The 16,466-nt window shown below is 35.0% G+C and carries 18 protein-coding genes; 15 read left to right on the top strand and 3 right to left on the bottom strand.

Going from position 1 to position 16,466, the window contains the following annotated elements; genetic code table 11:
- Window positions 1-60: 60 nt before the first annotated feature.
- From AC3IRX_RS04800 to AC3IRX_RS04755, 10 genes are all read left to right on the top strand, one after another.
- Window positions 61-438, top strand: a complete 378-nt coding sequence (locus AC3IRX_RS04800) for an ArsR/SmtB family transcription factor (protein ID WP_489211334.1) — start codon at window positions 61-63, stop codon at window positions 436-438.
- Window positions 435-1,040, top strand: a complete 606-nt coding sequence (merTP, locus tag AC3IRX_RS04795; protein ID WP_027375685.1) for a mercuric transport protein MerTP — start codon at window positions 435-437, stop codon at window positions 1,038-1,040. Before AC3IRX_RS04800 ends, merTP begins: the two co-directional genes overlap by 4 nt.
- Window positions 1,041-1,087: 47 nt before the next feature.
- Entirely contained in the window at window positions 1,088-1,447 is a 360-nt protein-coding gene (locus AC3IRX_RS04790; RefSeq protein ID WP_027375686.1) for a heavy-metal-associated domain-containing protein, read from the top strand.
- The gene (gene merA, locus AC3IRX_RS04785) at window positions 1,444-3,096 is read left to right on the top strand and encodes a mercury(II) reductase (protein ID WP_489211333.1); all 1,653 of its coding nucleotides are present in this window, start codon (window positions 1,444-1,446) and stop codon (window positions 3,094-3,096) included. Before AC3IRX_RS04790 ends, merA begins: the two co-directional genes overlap by 4 nt.
- 271 nt (window positions 3,097-3,367) lie before the next feature.
- Complete coding sequence (locus tag AC3IRX_RS04780) at window positions 3,368-3,967, top strand: hypothetical protein (RefSeq protein WP_489211332.1); 600 nt, start codon at window positions 3,368-3,370, stop codon at window positions 3,965-3,967.
- A 237-nt stretch (window positions 3,968-4,204) separates the two neighbouring features.
- A complete protein-coding gene (locus AC3IRX_RS04775; RefSeq protein ID WP_489211331.1) occupies window positions 4,205-5,986 on the top strand; it encodes an ATP-dependent nuclease in 1,782 nt (593 codons plus the stop codon).
- Window positions 5,987-6,470: 484 nt separating this feature from the next.
- Window positions 6,471-6,983: an RNA polymerase sigma factor gene (locus AC3IRX_RS04770; RefSeq protein WP_489211330.1), complete on the top strand. Its 513-nt coding sequence runs from the start codon at window positions 6,471-6,473 to the stop codon at window positions 6,981-6,983.
- A gap of 1 nt (window position 6,984) precedes the next feature.
- Window positions 6,985-7,650, top strand: a complete 666-nt coding sequence (locus AC3IRX_RS04765; RefSeq protein ID WP_489211329.1) for a hypothetical protein — start codon at window positions 6,985-6,987, stop codon at window positions 7,648-7,650.
- A 243-nt stretch (window positions 7,651-7,893) separates the two neighbouring features.
- Window positions 7,894-8,472 (top strand): Crp/Fnr family transcriptional regulator, encoded by a 579-nt coding sequence (locus AC3IRX_RS04760; RefSeq protein WP_008992925.1) that lies wholly within the window; start codon window positions 7,894-7,896, stop codon window positions 8,470-8,472.
- 65 nt (window positions 8,473-8,537) lie between these two features.
- A complete protein-coding gene (locus tag AC3IRX_RS04755; RefSeq protein ID WP_489211328.1) occupies window positions 8,538-9,137 on the top strand; it encodes an NAD-dependent epimerase/dehydratase family protein in 600 nt (199 codons plus the stop codon).
- A gap of 59 nt (window positions 9,138-9,196) precedes the next feature.
- On the opposite strand, the gene istB is transcribed toward AC3IRX_RS04755, so the two are convergent.
- Entirely contained in the window at window positions 9,197-9,943 is a 747-nt protein-coding gene (gene istB, locus AC3IRX_RS04750) for an IS21-like element helper ATPase IstB (RefSeq protein WP_489210739.1), read from the bottom strand.
- An 18-nt stretch (window positions 9,944-9,961) separates the two neighbouring features.
- Window positions 9,962-11,515: an IS21 family transposase gene (istA, locus tag AC3IRX_RS04745; protein ID WP_489210738.1), complete on the bottom strand. Its 1,554-nt coding sequence runs from the start codon at window positions 11,513-11,515 to the stop codon at window positions 9,962-9,964.
- A gap of 373 nt (window positions 11,516-11,888) precedes the next feature.
- On the opposite strand from istA, the gene AC3IRX_RS04740 reads away from it, so the two are divergent.
- From AC3IRX_RS04740 to AC3IRX_RS04720, 5 genes are all read left to right on the top strand, one after another.
- Complete coding sequence (locus tag AC3IRX_RS04740; protein WP_489211327.1) at window positions 11,889-12,194, top strand: hypothetical protein; 306 nt, start codon at window positions 11,889-11,891, stop codon at window positions 12,192-12,194.
- Between the two features lie 7 nt (window positions 12,195-12,201).
- A complete protein-coding gene (locus AC3IRX_RS04735; RefSeq protein WP_008992923.1) occupies window positions 12,202-12,780 on the top strand; it encodes an NAD(P)H-dependent oxidoreductase in 579 nt (192 codons plus the stop codon).
- Window positions 12,781-12,940: 160 nt separating this feature from the next.
- Window positions 12,941-13,282, top strand: coding sequence for a hypothetical protein (locus AC3IRX_RS04730; protein WP_489211326.1), 342 nt, complete (start codon window positions 12,941-12,943; stop codon window positions 13,280-13,282).
- On the top strand, window positions 13,275-13,724 hold the full coding sequence (locus tag AC3IRX_RS04725; RefSeq protein ID WP_489211325.1) for a hypothetical protein: 450 nt from the start codon (window positions 13,275-13,277) through the stop codon (window positions 13,722-13,724). The genes AC3IRX_RS04730 and AC3IRX_RS04725 overlap by 8 nt, the downstream gene beginning before the upstream one ends.
- 156 nt (window positions 13,725-13,880) lie before the next feature.
- Window positions 13,881-15,143 (top strand): hypothetical protein, encoded by a 1,263-nt coding sequence (locus tag AC3IRX_RS04720; protein ID WP_489211323.1) that lies wholly within the window; start codon window positions 13,881-13,883, stop codon window positions 15,141-15,143.
- A 231-nt stretch (window positions 15,144-15,374) separates the two neighbouring features.
- Here the strand turns inward: AC3IRX_RS04720 and AC3IRX_RS04715 are convergent, their stop codons facing one another.
- On the bottom strand, window positions 15,375-16,451 hold the full coding sequence (locus AC3IRX_RS04715) for an IS91 family transposase (RefSeq protein WP_489211468.1): 1,077 nt from the start codon (window positions 16,449-16,451) through the stop codon (window positions 15,375-15,377).
- Window positions 16,452-16,466 lie beyond the last annotated feature (15 nt).

The following is a 16,466-nucleotide window of genomic DNA, read 5'->3' as shown; positions in this document are numbered from 1 at the left end:
GCTTAAATAAGAAAACTATTTGTATTTTTGCTGCGTTATTAAATCCTAAACAAGGAAATTATGGAAAACAATCAATCGTGTATCCGTGTGTTTGCCGACAAGGTTCAAATAGACAATTGTAGAGAAATACTTCAAACCAACGACAAGGCATTCAGTCAACTGAGTGGACTTTTAGCATTGGCAGGAAACGAAGTAAGGTTAAAAATCTTATTTCTCTTAGAAGAAGAAAACGAACTTTGTCCTTGCGACCTTTCAGACATTCTCGGAATGAGCATCCCTGCCGTTTCGCAACACCTCAGAAAACTAAAAGACGGAAACGTCATTGAAGGTAGAAGAGAAGGACAAACCATTTTCTACTCTTTGAAACAGGAGCAACTTACTTTACTTCGTCCATTTTTTAAACACATCATAAACAGTTCAAAAAAGGAAACAGTATGAACAAGAAAAACAACAGACTTGTCGGAGCGGGTGTGCTTTCGGCAGTAGCAGCATCACTTTGCTGCATTACACCTGTATTGGCTCTTATTTCAGGAGCTTCAGGAGTGGCATCTACCTTTTCATGGATGGAACCAGCAAGACCTTATCTAATCGGTATCACCGTTTTGGTATTGGGCTTTGCTTGGTATCAGAAGCTCAAACCACGAACAGCCGAAGAAATCCAATGTGATTGCGAAGAAGACGAAAAAAAACCCTTTATGCAGACCAAAACATTCTTGGGAATTGTAACCGTGTTTGCAGCCTTGATGCTCGCTTTTCCAAACTATGCACACATTTTCTATCCTTCAAACGACAACAAGGAAGTTGTAATCGTCAATGCTTCTGACATCCAAACGGTAACTTTTGATGTAAAAGGAATGACTTGCAATGGTTGTGCTTCACACGTAGAAAATGATGTGAACAAATTGCCAGGCATTGTTAAGGTAGATGCGATTTATGAAGAAGCGATTGCCAAAGTAGAATTTGACCAAACCAAAGTGAGTATCGCTCAAATTGAAGAAGCCATCAACGGTACAGGTTACAAAGTGGTTGGCAAGAAATAGTATTTTTTTGCCTTTTGTATTTAAGAACTTAATTAAATAATTACACAATGAAAAAGAATTTAATTCTATTGAGTGCTTTGTTCCTAATTGGAATTGCTCAGCTCAATGCACAATGTTGCAAACCGACTGACAATAAAGCACAAACAGCAAATACAACACAGCAAGAAGGTAAGACCCTGCAACTGAAAATCACGGGAATGACTTGTGCAGGTTGTTCCAACCATATTTCAAATGCCCTCAAAGAAGTGGACGGCATTATTGAACACAAAGTGGAATATCCGGGCGATTTGGCAACCATCCAATACGACCCAAAGAAAACAAATCCTGACGCTATCATCAAGGTTATTGAGCAGACAGGCTATAAAGCCGAAATCATTAAGGAAAATCAAAAAGAGAAATCATTATGAACAAAGAAATAATAAAACTAGACATCACAGGTATGACCTGCGACCATTGTGCCACAGGCATTGAAAAACTACTTTCCAAAAACGAAGGTGTAAAAGAAGCAAATGTGAGCTATCCAAAAGCTACTTGTGAATGTTCTTTTGACCCTACCAAAACAAGTAAAGAAGAAATCATCAATACCATTAACGGCACAAAAAACTATCGTGTAAAAAGTGAAATTTCTGAAAATGGAAATAGTAGGAATAATCAACTTGATTTAATAATTATCGGTGGTGGTTCGGCTGCATTTTCGGCAGCTATCAAAGCCGAAAGTTTAGGTTTATCGACCTTAATGGTAAACGGTGGTTTGGACTTTGGCGGTACTTGTGTCAACGTGGGTTGTGTGCCTTCTAAAAATCTTATTCGTGCAGGCGAGTCGGCTTATCACGCTACACATTCCAACTTTGAAGGCATCAAGCCAAAAGGAGTTGATATTGATTTCGCTCAAATCATCAAAGACAAGAAAAAATTAGTAGCCACACTTCAAGAGAAAAAATATATGGATGTGGTAAGCGATTTTGAAAACCTGACTATGCTAAAAGGTTGGGCAAAATTCAAAGACAACAAAACCATTTTGGTTGATGGCAAGGAATACAAAGCCTTCAAATTTTTAATTGCTGCGGGAGCTACGACCAACATTCCGACTATTGAAGGATTGGACAAAATTGACTACTTGACCAACGTTTCCCTTTTCGACTTGGAAGAAAAACCCGAAAGCTTGACCATTATGGGAGCAGGTTACATAGGTTTGGAAATTGCAATGGCGTACAATCGTTTAGGCGTTAAAGTCCGAATCATTGAATTTACCGACCGTGTTCTACGGACACAAACCCCAGACATCAGTGAAGCATTGGAAACCCAAATGCGAAAAGAAGGCATTGAAATCTTACCTAATTTCAGAGCCGTGAAATTCGAGAAACAAGCGAATGAAACCATCATTCACTGTAAATGTCCTGACGGTTCATTTACGCAAATTATAGAAAAAGGTAAGGTAGTAATTGCCACAGGCACAAAAGCCAATACAAGCCAATTAGGGTTAGATAACATTGGTTTGGAACTCACCAAAAGCGGACATATCGCTGTAAATGAAAAAATGGAAACCAATCTACCTAACATTTACGCAGCAGGTGACGTAACCAACACCCCTGCATTTGTTTATACAGCCGCTTTTGAAGGTAAAATTGCCGTTGAAAATGCGTTCTCAGGAACAGATAATAAAGCCGATTATTCTTCTTTACCTTGGGTGGTGTTTACTGACCCACAAATTGCAGGGGCAGGTTTAGATGAAGCACAGGCAGAATCAAAAGGCATTCCGTTTGAAGTGTCAAAATTGGAATTGAAAGACGTACCGAGAGCCATAGCAGCCAACGACACAAGGGGTTTCATCAAACTCATTCGTAACTCGGAAACTGACAAACTTATAGGTGCAAGAGTAGTCGCACCCGAAGGTGGAGAACTCATACAACAATTAAGTATGGCAATCAAATACGGAATAATGGTGAAAGACTTAGCAGACAGTTTCTACCCTTATTTGACTTTGGGAGAAGGTATAAAATTAGCAGCAATAACTTTCGGAAAAGACGTATCAAAATTAAGTTGCTGTGCCAGTTAATCCGCCCCAAAGGCACACACTCTTGCAAGTCGCACCAGCCAACGCTTGACCAAAACTTGCAAGAGAGAGTGCCTTCCCTACCCCAAAAAATCCTACCTTTGAAAATTGACTAAACCGACTAAAAATAAAGGGCGAACGCACAACATTGTGTATAAGCAATAGCGGGTGAAGTGGTAAAATCAAGGTCTGTGCTTTTAATAAGCTTTGTGCTAAACTGAAAGGTTTGTACTTTCAAATCCGCTACTGCTCATACACGAAACCGTTATCTGCAATGAAATTAAAACCCGCCATAAACATAAAATTTTGGATTTCCATATTCCTGGCAATTCCTTTTTGGCTTTTCAGTCAAGAGAAAAACAATATTAAATTTACGATTGAAAAGGGGAAATTTATTTTCGACAGAGAAAGTTATACAATTCATAAAAGACAGTCTGAAGAAGTAGTTGAAAGTCTGAGAAAGGCAGATAGCATTTCTAAAGCAGAGCCAAAAGTTTCCATCAGTTTCATAGATGATCGAGTTCTTGAATATCCAAAATTTGAACCTGCGACGATAATGTTCAGAAATAAAATACTGGAGAATTTAGAAATTCATAATGTGAAATTTGGTCAAAATACAATGTCAATTTTAATCGACAAATATGGAAAAATAAAAAAGTTTAAATGTATAAAAGTATCGGACAGAAAAATATGCCGTCAGGTAAGAAAAATGCTCTTTAAAAAAGATTTCGATAAATGGAAACCTGCATCCTTTTATGGAACAATTGTAAATTACGATTTTAGATTTTCTATTATTATTGATTCTAACCTTGCAAAATATGACTTAAAAAACAAATGGTCTCAAGAAAGTAACTTGGAGAAATTCATAAAATAGGAAGTCACTGCAGATAACAGTGTATTTGTAAAAAACGGGGTTGAAGATGTCCTTTGAAAATTTGGTTTTTAATATCCGCAAAACTGCTTTTCATCTTTCAATTTTCACTAATTTAGAAATCTGAAAAAGCATTTTGCTCTAGGCGGTTTTCCTTACCACTTTTGGTTTGCAGTAGCCCGTTCTTCGCAAATACTTTTTCGTTATGTGCCATTTTGTGTGACAACCTAAAAACCGACAATGAAAATTTACGACATATCAATTACGAATTTCAGAGGAATAAAATCTTTACAGAATCTTAAGGCTGGCGACATTAATTCTTTTGTCGGTAAAAATGATTCTGGAAAATCTAATATTCTTAAAGCACTCGATGTCTTTTTTAATGAAAAATTCACCTCAAATGACGTTTTCAAAGGAATTGCAGAAGATGAAAAGACTGAAATTGTCATCCGTTTTGAAGCGAGTGAGACAATCAATCCATTAGCACTAGATTCAGAAGGAAAAATAAAACTAAAAAAAGTATTTACATTTTCAAGTGCTGGTAAATTAGTTAAAGAACTATTCTACTCTTGCAATGACATTAATAGTGAACAGTTTTCGAATTGTTGGGGAATTAAGGAAGCTGATATAAATGGCTACCTAGGTGCATTGAGTGTTGAACACTCTCGTTCAGGACGTGGAGTAACAAACATTTCAAAAATTGAATTGATTGACGCAAATACACAAGATTTAGGAAGAGTAGAGAAAGAATATCCAGGAGATGAATATTTAAAGAATTTAAAGAAACAATACGAATTCTTTGAAATGCCTGATTACTCATTATTTGATGCTGAACAAGATTTAAACGTTGGTTCAACTGCCTTTCAAACTCAGTTTAAACCTATTGCAACTCAATCATTGCAAAACAACTCTGCATTGACAAGTCAGATAGAGACAAATGTTCAAACCGATTTAGAAACTGAATTCAGTGTTATAACTGAATTAATGAAAAGAAACGTTCCTAATTTAGAAAAGATAAAACCTTCCGTAGCTTGTAACTGGGGAAACTTAGTGAAATTTGACCTATCACTTAAATTTACGACAGATACATTTGAAATTCCAATATCAAACAAAGGGACGGGTTTTAAACGACTTCTAATGGTAGCGTATTTTGAGTATTTAGCCCAAAAAGCAACTAAAAAATATCAAATATTTGGCATTGAAGAACCCGAAACCTTTTTGCATCCCGAATTACAAAACGACTTGTTGGATTCTATTATTACACTTTCAGAAAATAGTCAATTTTTTATTACTACACATTCGCCTGTTTTTGCAGGTGCGACAAAAAACTCCAATATAGTTGTAGTTAAAAAAGAAAATGAAATATCAAATTATTTCAATTACGAAAATGAAGCCGACATATTAGATGTAGTTATAAAAGAGTTAGGCATTAGACCCAATTACAATTTACTTAACGACAATTATAGAAAAGCAGTATTTGTAGAAGGTAGTGGGGATGTAAAATTTTGGGAAAAAGCATTTCAAAAAATTAATGGCGGTTTACCTGACGACATTTTACTAATTCCGTGTGGTGGTGACCAAGTTGAATTTTTTGTAAATGCAGAATTATGCAGAAAAATAAATCGAAAGTTTATTTTCATTCTGGACTCTGACAAAGGTGCAACTGACTACGATTCAAAATTGGCTAACAAGCAACTACTAATTGACAAAGTACAAGAACTTGGAGGCGATTTCGATATTCTGCGAAAACGAGAAATCGAAAATTATTATTCAAGAGATGCAATCCAACGTTTAATAACGAATGCAAACATTTTGCCTGTTGAGTTTCAAATAGCAGACTATACCGACATTAAAGAAGATATAAAAACACATATAATTAAAGGATTCAACATCAACTTTAAAGCAAAAAACAATTTTAGTATTTTTGACGAAATGACGAGAGAAGAATGGTTAGCTTGTGCTTATCCTGTTGACGGTTCGACAGACTTGGAAATCATATTAGCAAAAGTGCTTGAAGAATAAAACGGCACATAACAGCAGTTTGGCAAAATGGCGGGTTTAGTGCTAAAATCAACGGCAGTTCTTCGATTGAACTTTTGTACAAAACTGAACATTCGTGCTTCGATTTCCGCCACTTCGCCAAGCTGCAAACCGTTATGTGCAAGCGGAAGAAAGAACTTCAGGAATAACATCAAATTTCTTCTCTGAGCTTTACTAAAAGTTTAAGCCGAATTATTGACTGAAAAAAAATATTCAAAAAAGTGTGATTTTTGAAACCATTGCGCGAATAATTAAGAAAAGGTAAATACTTCTTAATTAAATCTAACTAAAATGGAGCACAAAAACATCAGATTAATTATTGTTGTTATTACGGCATTTACAATACTCGCAACAGGTTGTAGCATTTCGATAACGAGAAATTATTATAGTGCAAAACCAAAAACACCAATAAAAACAGACAGCACAACCTATGTATTAAAATTAGGTCCTCAAACGCACAAACTGAATGATGGACAAAGATAGAACAGCCAATTTTCTCGTTATTGTTGAGAACAATAAAGGTATTCTATTTAAAGTCGCAAACTCATATTGTCGGAACATTGAAGACAGGAAAGACCTGGTTCAAGAAATTATTTTACAGTTGTGGAAATCATTTGACAACTACAACAAAAAATTTAAACTTTCAACTTGGATATACCGAATTTCATTGAACGTGGCTATTTCGTTCTACAGGAAAGAGAACAGTAGAAAACGGATTTCAAACCCACTTACGACAGATATCTTCGATTTTTCCGAGACAGAAATAGCCGATGAAAAAGAAACCAACTTGGGAATATTGAACCAAATAATTTCAGAATTAAATGACTTGAACAAAGCCCTGATGTTGCTATACCTAGAAGAAAAAAGTTACAAGGAAATTTCAGAAATCATCGGAATTACAGAAACCAATGTTTCAACAAAAATCGGCAGAATTAAAAGCAAACTAAAAAAAGAATTCAATCAACTTAAAAATCAATAAAATGGAAAACATAGAACTTATAAATATTTGGAAAGAGCAAAATGTCAAAATAGAAAAAACATTGACAATTAATAAATTACTTTTAAAAGAAACTATTGGTAGAAAGGCAGAATCTACTTTAAAAGGCTTGATTAAATTAAAAACGGCAGGAACAGTAGCTTTTGTATTTTATCTTCTTATCTTGGGCTACGCTTTGTTTTATGCTATTTCAAATTATTCTTCGGCAAGTAATTATTTTATTGTTTCCATTTCGGCAATCGCTTTAATAAACATAAAAGGGTTTGCGGACTATATTAAACACCTCGCTTGGACGAAAAATATAAATTACAATGGAAGCATAATGGAAATTCAGAAACAATTATCAAAACTTCAACTTTCCATAATTAACCACGCCAAATTTATGTGTTTACAATTCCCCTTTTTTACAACGTTTTATTTGAGTGACAATTGGTTTCCACAAGACGTGGGATTGACATACATTATCTTTCAGATAATCCTAACAGGTAGTTTTATTTACTTTTCGTTTTGGTTATACAAAAACCACAAATCCGAAAACTTAAATAAAAAGTGGTTTAGAAATTTATTAGCAGGTTCGGGAGGAAAATCCGTTGAAAAAGCCATTGAATTTTACAGGGAAATTGAAGAATTTGAGAAGGAAAATAGTTGAATAAAAAGTGCCAGCACATAACAAGGGTTTTGCAAAAGAGCGGGTTAAGTCATAGGTTGAACGTTTGTGCACTTAATCCGCAAAAACCATTTTTCATTTGCTCTTTTTTGTAATTTAGCAAATAGAAAAAATGGTTTTGCTACATTTGTAAAAAGTTGAAAGTTCCATCTTTCTAATCCGCTCCTTCGCAAAGCCCAAAACCGTTATGCGTCACCTTATCACAACCGTTCGAAAAAACTAAAAATGAAAAACGATAACGTAAGAAAATTTTTACAGTCCTTTAATATATTGACAGATATTGAAATTGACGATTTTCTACAACTTTTATCTTATAAGATCTTCAAAAAGGCAGATTATTATATTAAAGAAGGAGAAACTTGTAAACAAATAGCATTTGTTTTAACAGGTAGTTTGCGATCATATTATATTTCAGACAAAGACGAACAAATTACTTACTGTATCACTTTTCCAAACAGTTTAATGACAGCATATTCTTCATTTTTGACAGCACAACCAACTATGGAAAATATACAAGCCATTACAAAAACTGAATTGTTAATCATTCCTAAAGACAAATTCGAAAAATTAGTACAACAAAATCCTAATTGGGTATATTTCTTAAAAACAATAGCAGAACAACAATACATTGAATTAGAGAAAAGAATATTTCAATTGCAAAAAAGCGATGCCTCAAAACGCTATACAGACCTAATGAAAAATCAACCAGAGTATGTTCAAAAAATTCCTTTACAATATTTGGCCTCTTACTTAGGTATTTCACAACGACATTTAAGCAGAATACGAAAAGAATTTTCTTTTTAGACATTTGTCCTATTCTGAAAGTTTGATAGGATTTAGCTTTGCACATCTAAACTTAAACTAAAGAGATGAGCAAAACAATTTTAATTATAGGTGGAACTGGTTTGATTGGAAATACTATTCATGAAATGCTTTCGAACAGAAACCCAGCTTTAAAAATTTTAATCGGAACAAGAAATAAGGGTACCAATCAAAATCATGTACAAATTGATATAAATGACAAAAACTCTTTTGAATCATTATACAAGCATTCAATCAATTTAATCATACTTTGTGCAAAAGACCCCAATAATAATGCTTTAGATTATGCCATAAAATCTAAAATTGATTATATCGATATTACAAAACCGACAAGTGAACTAGTAAAATCTTTAGATTTTGCTGAGAAAAGAACCATTGAAAGTAAAATTGTATTTAGTTCCGGATGGATGGGTGGTATTGCACCATTGCTATTATATTCAAAAGGTGTTTTAGCAAATGATGTCAAAAATGTTGAAATTTTGGTTTATTATTCTACTAAAGATAAAGCTGGGAAAAGTTCAGCAGATTTTATGGCTGAAAATGTAAGCAAACCATTTAATTTCTATAAAAATAATACTAAGGTTAATACCAAGCATTTTTTAAATTCAAAGTATCATGTTTTTAATTTTGTGAGTATTTCGGAGTGATGGTGCCAGGTGTTTCGGTCAAACAGTGCCACTAGGAAGATCATGCAATATTAAGTTTTTTATTGATTATAATTAGTATTGATTTTGTTTTTTCGCAAAGATTCACCCTGTAAATTAATACGATGTGCAGAGTTTACAATACGATCTAAGATTGCGTCAGCTAAAGTTCCTTCTCCAATTAGTCCATGCCAAGCCGATACCGGTACTTGAGAGGTAATAATTGTTGTCCCTGAGGAATATCGTTCATCAATTATATCTAATAGTATTTCTCTAGTCGTTGCATCTAAAGCTTGCAAGCCAAAGTCATCAATAATAAGTAAATCTACTTTTATTATTTTCTTGAGTGACGCAAGGTAGGTTCCATCCATCTTACTGAGTCTCAACTCATTTAAAAGCTTCGCTGTCACACGATATAAAGTTTTGTATTCCATAATACAAGCCTGATGGCCGAGAGCTTGTGCAAGATAGCTTTTACCGGTTCCTGCGGCTCCAGTAATGATTAGGTTCTCATTCCTTTTTATAAGGTCCAGAGTGGAGAGCCTCATAAACATGTTCTTGTCCAAGTGACGCTCGGGTGAGAAGTCCACATCCATTATACTCGCTCGTTGTCGAAAGCCTGCTTGCTTTATTAGGTTTTGCATTTTACGATTTACACGATCCTCCCATTGGTGGTCCGTTAATAAAGTAAGATACTCATCTGGAGTAAGTTCAAGAGACTTGGAACTTTGAGTAAACTGTTGATGCATAAGTGCCATTGCACTTAAACGCATTTTTCGTAGTCGTTCTACGGTTTGGATTTGATTCATAATAAATAGATTAATTTTTTAGTTGTAAGCTGAGGCACCACGGATATTCTCATGTTCCGGGATATGGGATTCCTCCCTTTCTAGATCTGTATAATAAAATGATGTTTTATCCACATTGTTCTTTAGGATATTTCTAATACGATTAAAGGATACCATGTCGTATTTAATTGCCCAATAGCAAGCCCGATTTAAACGTTCCGAACCATAAGACTTACTTAGCAATAGAAGCCCCATGATTCGCTTGTATCCAACCTCAGGGTACTCAGAGTCCTGGAGGATTTGTTCTACGCATGCAACAACGTGTTCTCCGTAGGGCAATGCTTTGTTTAGGAAGTATTGGGGACTCCAATCCCTGTACGCTTTATGAGTACTAGATAAATGATCCGGATTTGTATTATAGACCCCTTTAGAACAGAGGCGCTTATGGTGAGCAATACGCTCATGATTATAATACACTTCCACATGATTTGCTGTATATTGAATAATGGTATTCTTGCCTATAAAACGATAGGGCACACTGTAATAAGACTTGTCTGCGGAGAAGTACACATATCCAATCTTCTGAACTTTTGCCCTGCAGTATTCTGTCATTTCAAAACCTTCGGTAGGAAGTTCTTTTAGGTATTCTTTTTCTACGGTTCTAAACAACTCGAGTCGACTTGCGTCCTTTCTTTGGAAGAGTAACTTGTTATAAGCCGTGAGTAACGTTTTAATTTCCTTGTTTAGATCCTCTAATGTAAAAAAGTTCATTTCTCGCATTGGATAATAGATCCGTTGATAGACTAGATTGACTGCATTCTCCACCAACGCTTTATCTTGTGGGGCATAGGTGCGCGTAGGATTCACAACACAGCCGTAATGGTGCGCAAAATCTTTAAAGGATCGATTAATTCTCGGCTCGTATTTACTTGCTCGACTTACCGCTGATTTAAGGTTATCACAAACAATAGCTTTAGGTACCCCTTGATAAAAATGCAGTGCATTCTCACAACATTTGATGAAGTCTTCTTTTTTCTGACTCACGCACGCCTCTACATAGGTATAATGGCTATTAGGGAGTATACACACAAAAACTTCCACAGCCATTTCTTCACCTGTTGCTTTATCAACTATCTTAAGCTTTTTACCAGCATAATCCACAAACATTTCTTTTCCTGGCTCATGCTCAAGTTTCATTGACCCTTTAATCTTGCTATGTTTTCGGTGGTAATGCTCAAGGAATTGAGTGTAGCTGTAGGGTGTATCCACTAGAGAGACATACTGTTGATAATGATACTGGAAAGTAAATCCAGGGTGATTACGAGCCAAATTAATTTGGTCAAAATACTGCAGGAGTTTATCTTGACGATTTGAGTCCACCGTGCTTGTATGCGGGAACATTTCACTAAGCTGCGCAGGGGTTTGTTGCACAAGTTCCTTTACGCAGTAATTACCGGCCCTAACGCGGTTAATGTAGGAGTTGATTGTGTTACGTGATATTCCAAGCGTAACTGCAATTTGACGATTACTATAACCGTCTAAATGAAGTGTAAGAATTTGTTTAAAGTCCATAGGATCAAGTATATTCGCCATAGCTTATCTTTTTTACAAGATAAGATACTTGATCTTCCTAGTGGCACAATTTGAACCGAATTAGGTGGCACAATTTGAACCGAAATTTCGAATCGTGATCAGTGGCACAATTTGAACCGTTTTGGGTGGCACAATTTGAACCGAAAATTCAGATCGTAATCAGTGGCACAATTTGAACCGAATTAGGTGGCACTAATAGACCGAATTGGGTGGCACAATTTGATCCGTAATATCCAATTTTGACGGTAAAAACAGGAAAGTTTATGATTTTGATATTCCAGATTTATATATTTTTAATCAAATAGAAAAGATACCAACTGTTTCAGCCAAACTGACCTTTGATTCTAAACTCATTACTTCTGCTTTAGGCATCATGCAAAAAATAAATTTCTTTAAAATTTTAAATTTTAAAGAACGAAAATTAATATTTGGAGGAGGCGGTAGTGAAGATGTTTCAACCTTTGAAATTTTTGTCTCACACAGTAATTCTAAACAAGAAAAAGTTATTTTAAAATGTCCAAAAGGTCAATCGGAATTGACCTCTTTTTCCACTGTACTACATGTTGAAAAAATACTTGAAAACAGTTTTCAGAACAGCATCTATTTTAGCCATCAACTACATAACCCAAAAGATTTTACAGCTTCATTAACTTCAAATAGCTCAATATCTATACATTAAATAATTTATGAAAAAAATATTAATTATAAATGGTCACCCAAACAAAGAAAGTTTGAGCTTTGCATTTGCAAAAGCCTATAATAAAGGTGTTACAAATTCAGGGGCAGAAGTCAAAGAAATAATAATTGCAGACCTCAATTTCAATCCAAATCTGCAATTTGGGTATCAAAAAAGAACAGAATTAGAGCCAGACCTTTTGAATGCTTGGGAAAAAATTAAATGGGCAGACCATTTAGTTTGGATTCATCCTGTTTGGTGGGGTGGACTTCCTGCGAATATGAAAGGATTTATTGATAGACTTTTTTTGCCAGGCTTTGCATTTCAGTATAGAGAAAACTCAATGTTTTGGGACAAATTGTTAAAAGGTAAAACAGCTCATATTATTACAACACTTGACCAACCGAGTTGGTATTATTGGTTGGTTTATGGCAGACCAAGTATAAACCAACTAAAAAAAGCAACTTTAGAATTTTGCGGAATTGGTCCAGTTAAAGTTTCGTACTTTGGCATCATTAAAAACTCAAATGAAACAACAAGACAAAAATGGATTTCAAAAGTTGAAAAATTGGGAAGACAAAATAAATAAAGGCGAACGCATACCACTGGCTATAAGAAATTTGCGATTTTTAGGTAGTTGAAACATCATGGTTACGAAGAAAGTTTTATTTTGCCGACTGTACTCGGTTCGCTATGTCGCAAACTTCCCATAGCCAGAGACCGTTGTGTGCAATTTTAGAACGACACGTATGACAACAAACATTTGGATAGAAAAAGGTTGGGGCGACTCAGTTGAGAACGCAACATTTGACGACATACAATCTGCAATTGAAGAAACAATCCAAATGGACGAAGAACACGGAGCTTTTTGGGTTGGACATATGGAGAATGAATTTGTACTTGAAGTTCACAAAAACCTTGACCTATTTTTTGTTTATGGAGAAAATCAAGACGAACAAATTCAAACCAAGCTTGACAATTGGGAAGACGTAAAACACTTCTTTAAATTATTTTTTGACAACGAATTTGAAAAATTAAAGACTGAAATTAAGTTGAGACCATTTACATATAAGAAACTGACAAATGGATAGTATTTATATACCAAAGACAGAAATCGAACTTGAAAATTGGATGAAAGAAAACTGTTTCAACTTTAATAGCTATTCAATAAATGGAAGCAGTATTTATGAAGGTTTTGGGATTGACAAATCAGGCGGACTTTATATTTGGTATTATACAGAACGTGAACAAAAAGACAATTTGAAATACTTCAAGTCAGAAACTGAAATTGTCGAATATGCTTTTAATCAAATTAAGTCTGACAAATGGGCAAAGACACATTGCATTGGTTTTTCCGCAGACATAAGTAAAATCAATGATTTAAAAAACATATTGCAGACAATGGAAACAGAATTCTTTGAAGATAAAATACCATATTACGGAATAGACAAACCTGTTTATAGGGTATTTGTATTAGGTTGTGACATTAAAAAGACTGAATATTTAAAAGAAAAATATTGGACAGAAAAATAAAAACTGGGCATAACAGCCGTTTGCCGCAATGGGGGCTGACGTGGTTAAATCAAGTGCAGTGCTTCTATCAACATTTGTGCTTGGTTGACAGTGTAGTGCTCCGAAATCCCCCACTGCGGCAAGCGGCAAAACGTTAGCCGACATTTTAAAAAAGGAATGATTGAATTAATTATAAAATATTTTAACAAATTAACTTTTAATGGAATAATTGACCTTTTTCAATTTATTATTCCAGTAATTTTAACAGTTTGGGCTGTTTTTTATATTCGGCGATCTTCATTTTATTACATAGAGAGAAGTAATATTAAGCTTTATGATGATGTAATAAAAAAAATTCAAGGAATTTCTATCAAATATAAAGAAGAAGACATTAATGAAAATCTTATTCTATTCAATGGAACAATTATTTTCAAAAGTCATAGTGATATTAAAGCAGATGAAATTGACAAGGAATTAACAATATTTTCTAAAGATACCAATGCTATTTGGAAACATTTTGAAATAACAAAAACGAGTACGGATTTCACTCCTAAATTTAATATTGTAGCAAATAAAGTAATAATTGAGAAAAGTTTATTGAAATCTAATGATTTTATTTCGTTTGCTGGGCTTTTAGATTCAAAAAACAATCAATTAACAGTTGGACATAGAATATATAATATTATTCCAAGTAGTATTAATTTTAAAGAAAATGATTTAACATTATACAGAATTGGCGCAAGTTTTTTGACTTTTTTGCTAGTTTTTCTTTTTTCATTTAAGGTCTATACAAATTATAAATTCGATAGAGAAAAAAGCATATCTACAACTTTATCAAAAGTTGATAAATCTGGAAAAAAAACCTCAAAAAAAGATTCAATATTATTTCGAAGCTTTGATTTTAGAACTGAATTCTACTTAAATAACAATAAGATAAATATTGATACTTTATCAAAGCAGTACAAGAAAAAATGGGATAATAAAAAGAATTTGGTAGAAAATGCAAATCAAAAACAACTTGATAGTTTAACCGAAAAATTTAAGAAAAACCGTACAGAAAAAAATGAGATTGTAATGCTCAGAAAATTTATTGATAATTTTAGTATATCATTTTCAAATCTTGTAAATCCTTACGACGAAATTAAACATTTATCAGATAAGAAACTATTAGAATTAATTACTGATAACAAAGTTAAAAATGGTACAAAATACAAAATAAATGATTCAATAACTGTACAATTTAATGACACAACTGTAAAAGTTCCAGAAGATAAAACTAAATCCGAAAGTATTTCAAAAGATATTGACTATTTTGCAATTATATTTTCTGCACTTGAGTATTTGTTTAGTTTAATAATTATTGTTTTAATGGTTATATTGTGGTATAAATATTTTAGACTGTTAAGATTAAAGAAAATGTATATTAAAAACGTCGGCTAATAACTAAGCTTTCGTCTTGTCCGCAGGACACGAGATGAAAGCCCGTTGAACGGAAGCTCCGGTAGCTTTTCAGCGGTATTTTGGCAGTCTATGGAGTTTTCGATTTTAGAATTTAGGATCACAAAGCAGTTTTTCGGAAGGACTGCTTTTTTTTGTGGCCTTTTGTGGTCTTTGTGGGTGTTTTCTGCTGTTTTTCTTCGCTGCAGAACACAGATTCCCTTACCCACAAGTTTATTCTGCAGACAAAGGTTGGGTGACGAAAAGAGAATCCTGCGGCGGACCGCGCTGGCCGAAAATGGCAATGGTGACTAAATTCCCTTGCTTGCAGCACCGGCATTTATTGAGCAAAGTTTTGGGTGGTACCTCCTGGATCTTGATCTTTAAATCGGATTGCAAGGCCTGCAGTTTCCCACGCTTCCAGCTGCTGCTCAGGATGCCGTAATGGCGAATCCTTACAAATCTTTTCGGCAGAATATGAAGACTGAAGCGCCGGATAAACTCCTGGTTGCTCAGGGTCATTTCCTTTTTTTCGCCGCCTTTGCGGTAATCCTTGTACTCAAAACGGACCTGCTGATCCGTCACTTCTTTTATGCGGTGATTGCTGATGGCGACCTTGTGGGTGTATCTTCCCAGATATTCGATCACCTGTTTGGGGCCGCCAAAAGGCCGCTTGGCATACACAACCCAATTTTTGGAAAAAAGTTTTTCGGTAAGAGCGTGGTCAGTAATTCCACAAAGCCTCAGTAAAGCCACAAACTTTGCCCGGAACACTTTGCTCAGTGCTTTCACCGGAAACAGATATTTGTCGGTCCTTACTTTCTTTCTCCATTTTCCCTGCCTCGTGAGGCCACCGCCCGGAACAATGCAGTGCAGGTGCGGATGAAGGCTCAGGTTCTGTCCCCAAGTGTGCAAAACACCAATCATGCCCAGCTGCAGGCCTTCGGTTTTGCCGAACTGGTTTAAAGTGGCCCAGGCGGCCTCAAACAAGGCTTTGTAAATGAGTTGGGGCTGGGATATTGCTAGCCCATTCAACTCCTGCGGCAGTGTAAAAACCACATGATAATAGGTGCACGGCAGCAAGTCCTGTTCGCGTTTCTGGATCCATTCTTCCTTTTTGTGTCCCTGACACTGTGGACAATGCCGGTTACGGCAGGAGTTGTAGCTGATGGAAAGGTTCCCGCAACCGTCACACGTATCAATATGACCACCCAAGGCACCTGATGAGTCGATTTCCAACATTGAGGAAAATTTTAATTCAAAGTCACTGTGGGAAGAGGATATTAAATTTATTAATAATGTTAGCTTTATTTTCCAATCAAAATT

Source organism: Epilithonimonas sp. KH_059 (genome assembly GCF_057838485.1).
Note: the sequence above shows the minus strand (reverse complement) of the source record. Positions and strands in the feature narration are given on the sequence as shown.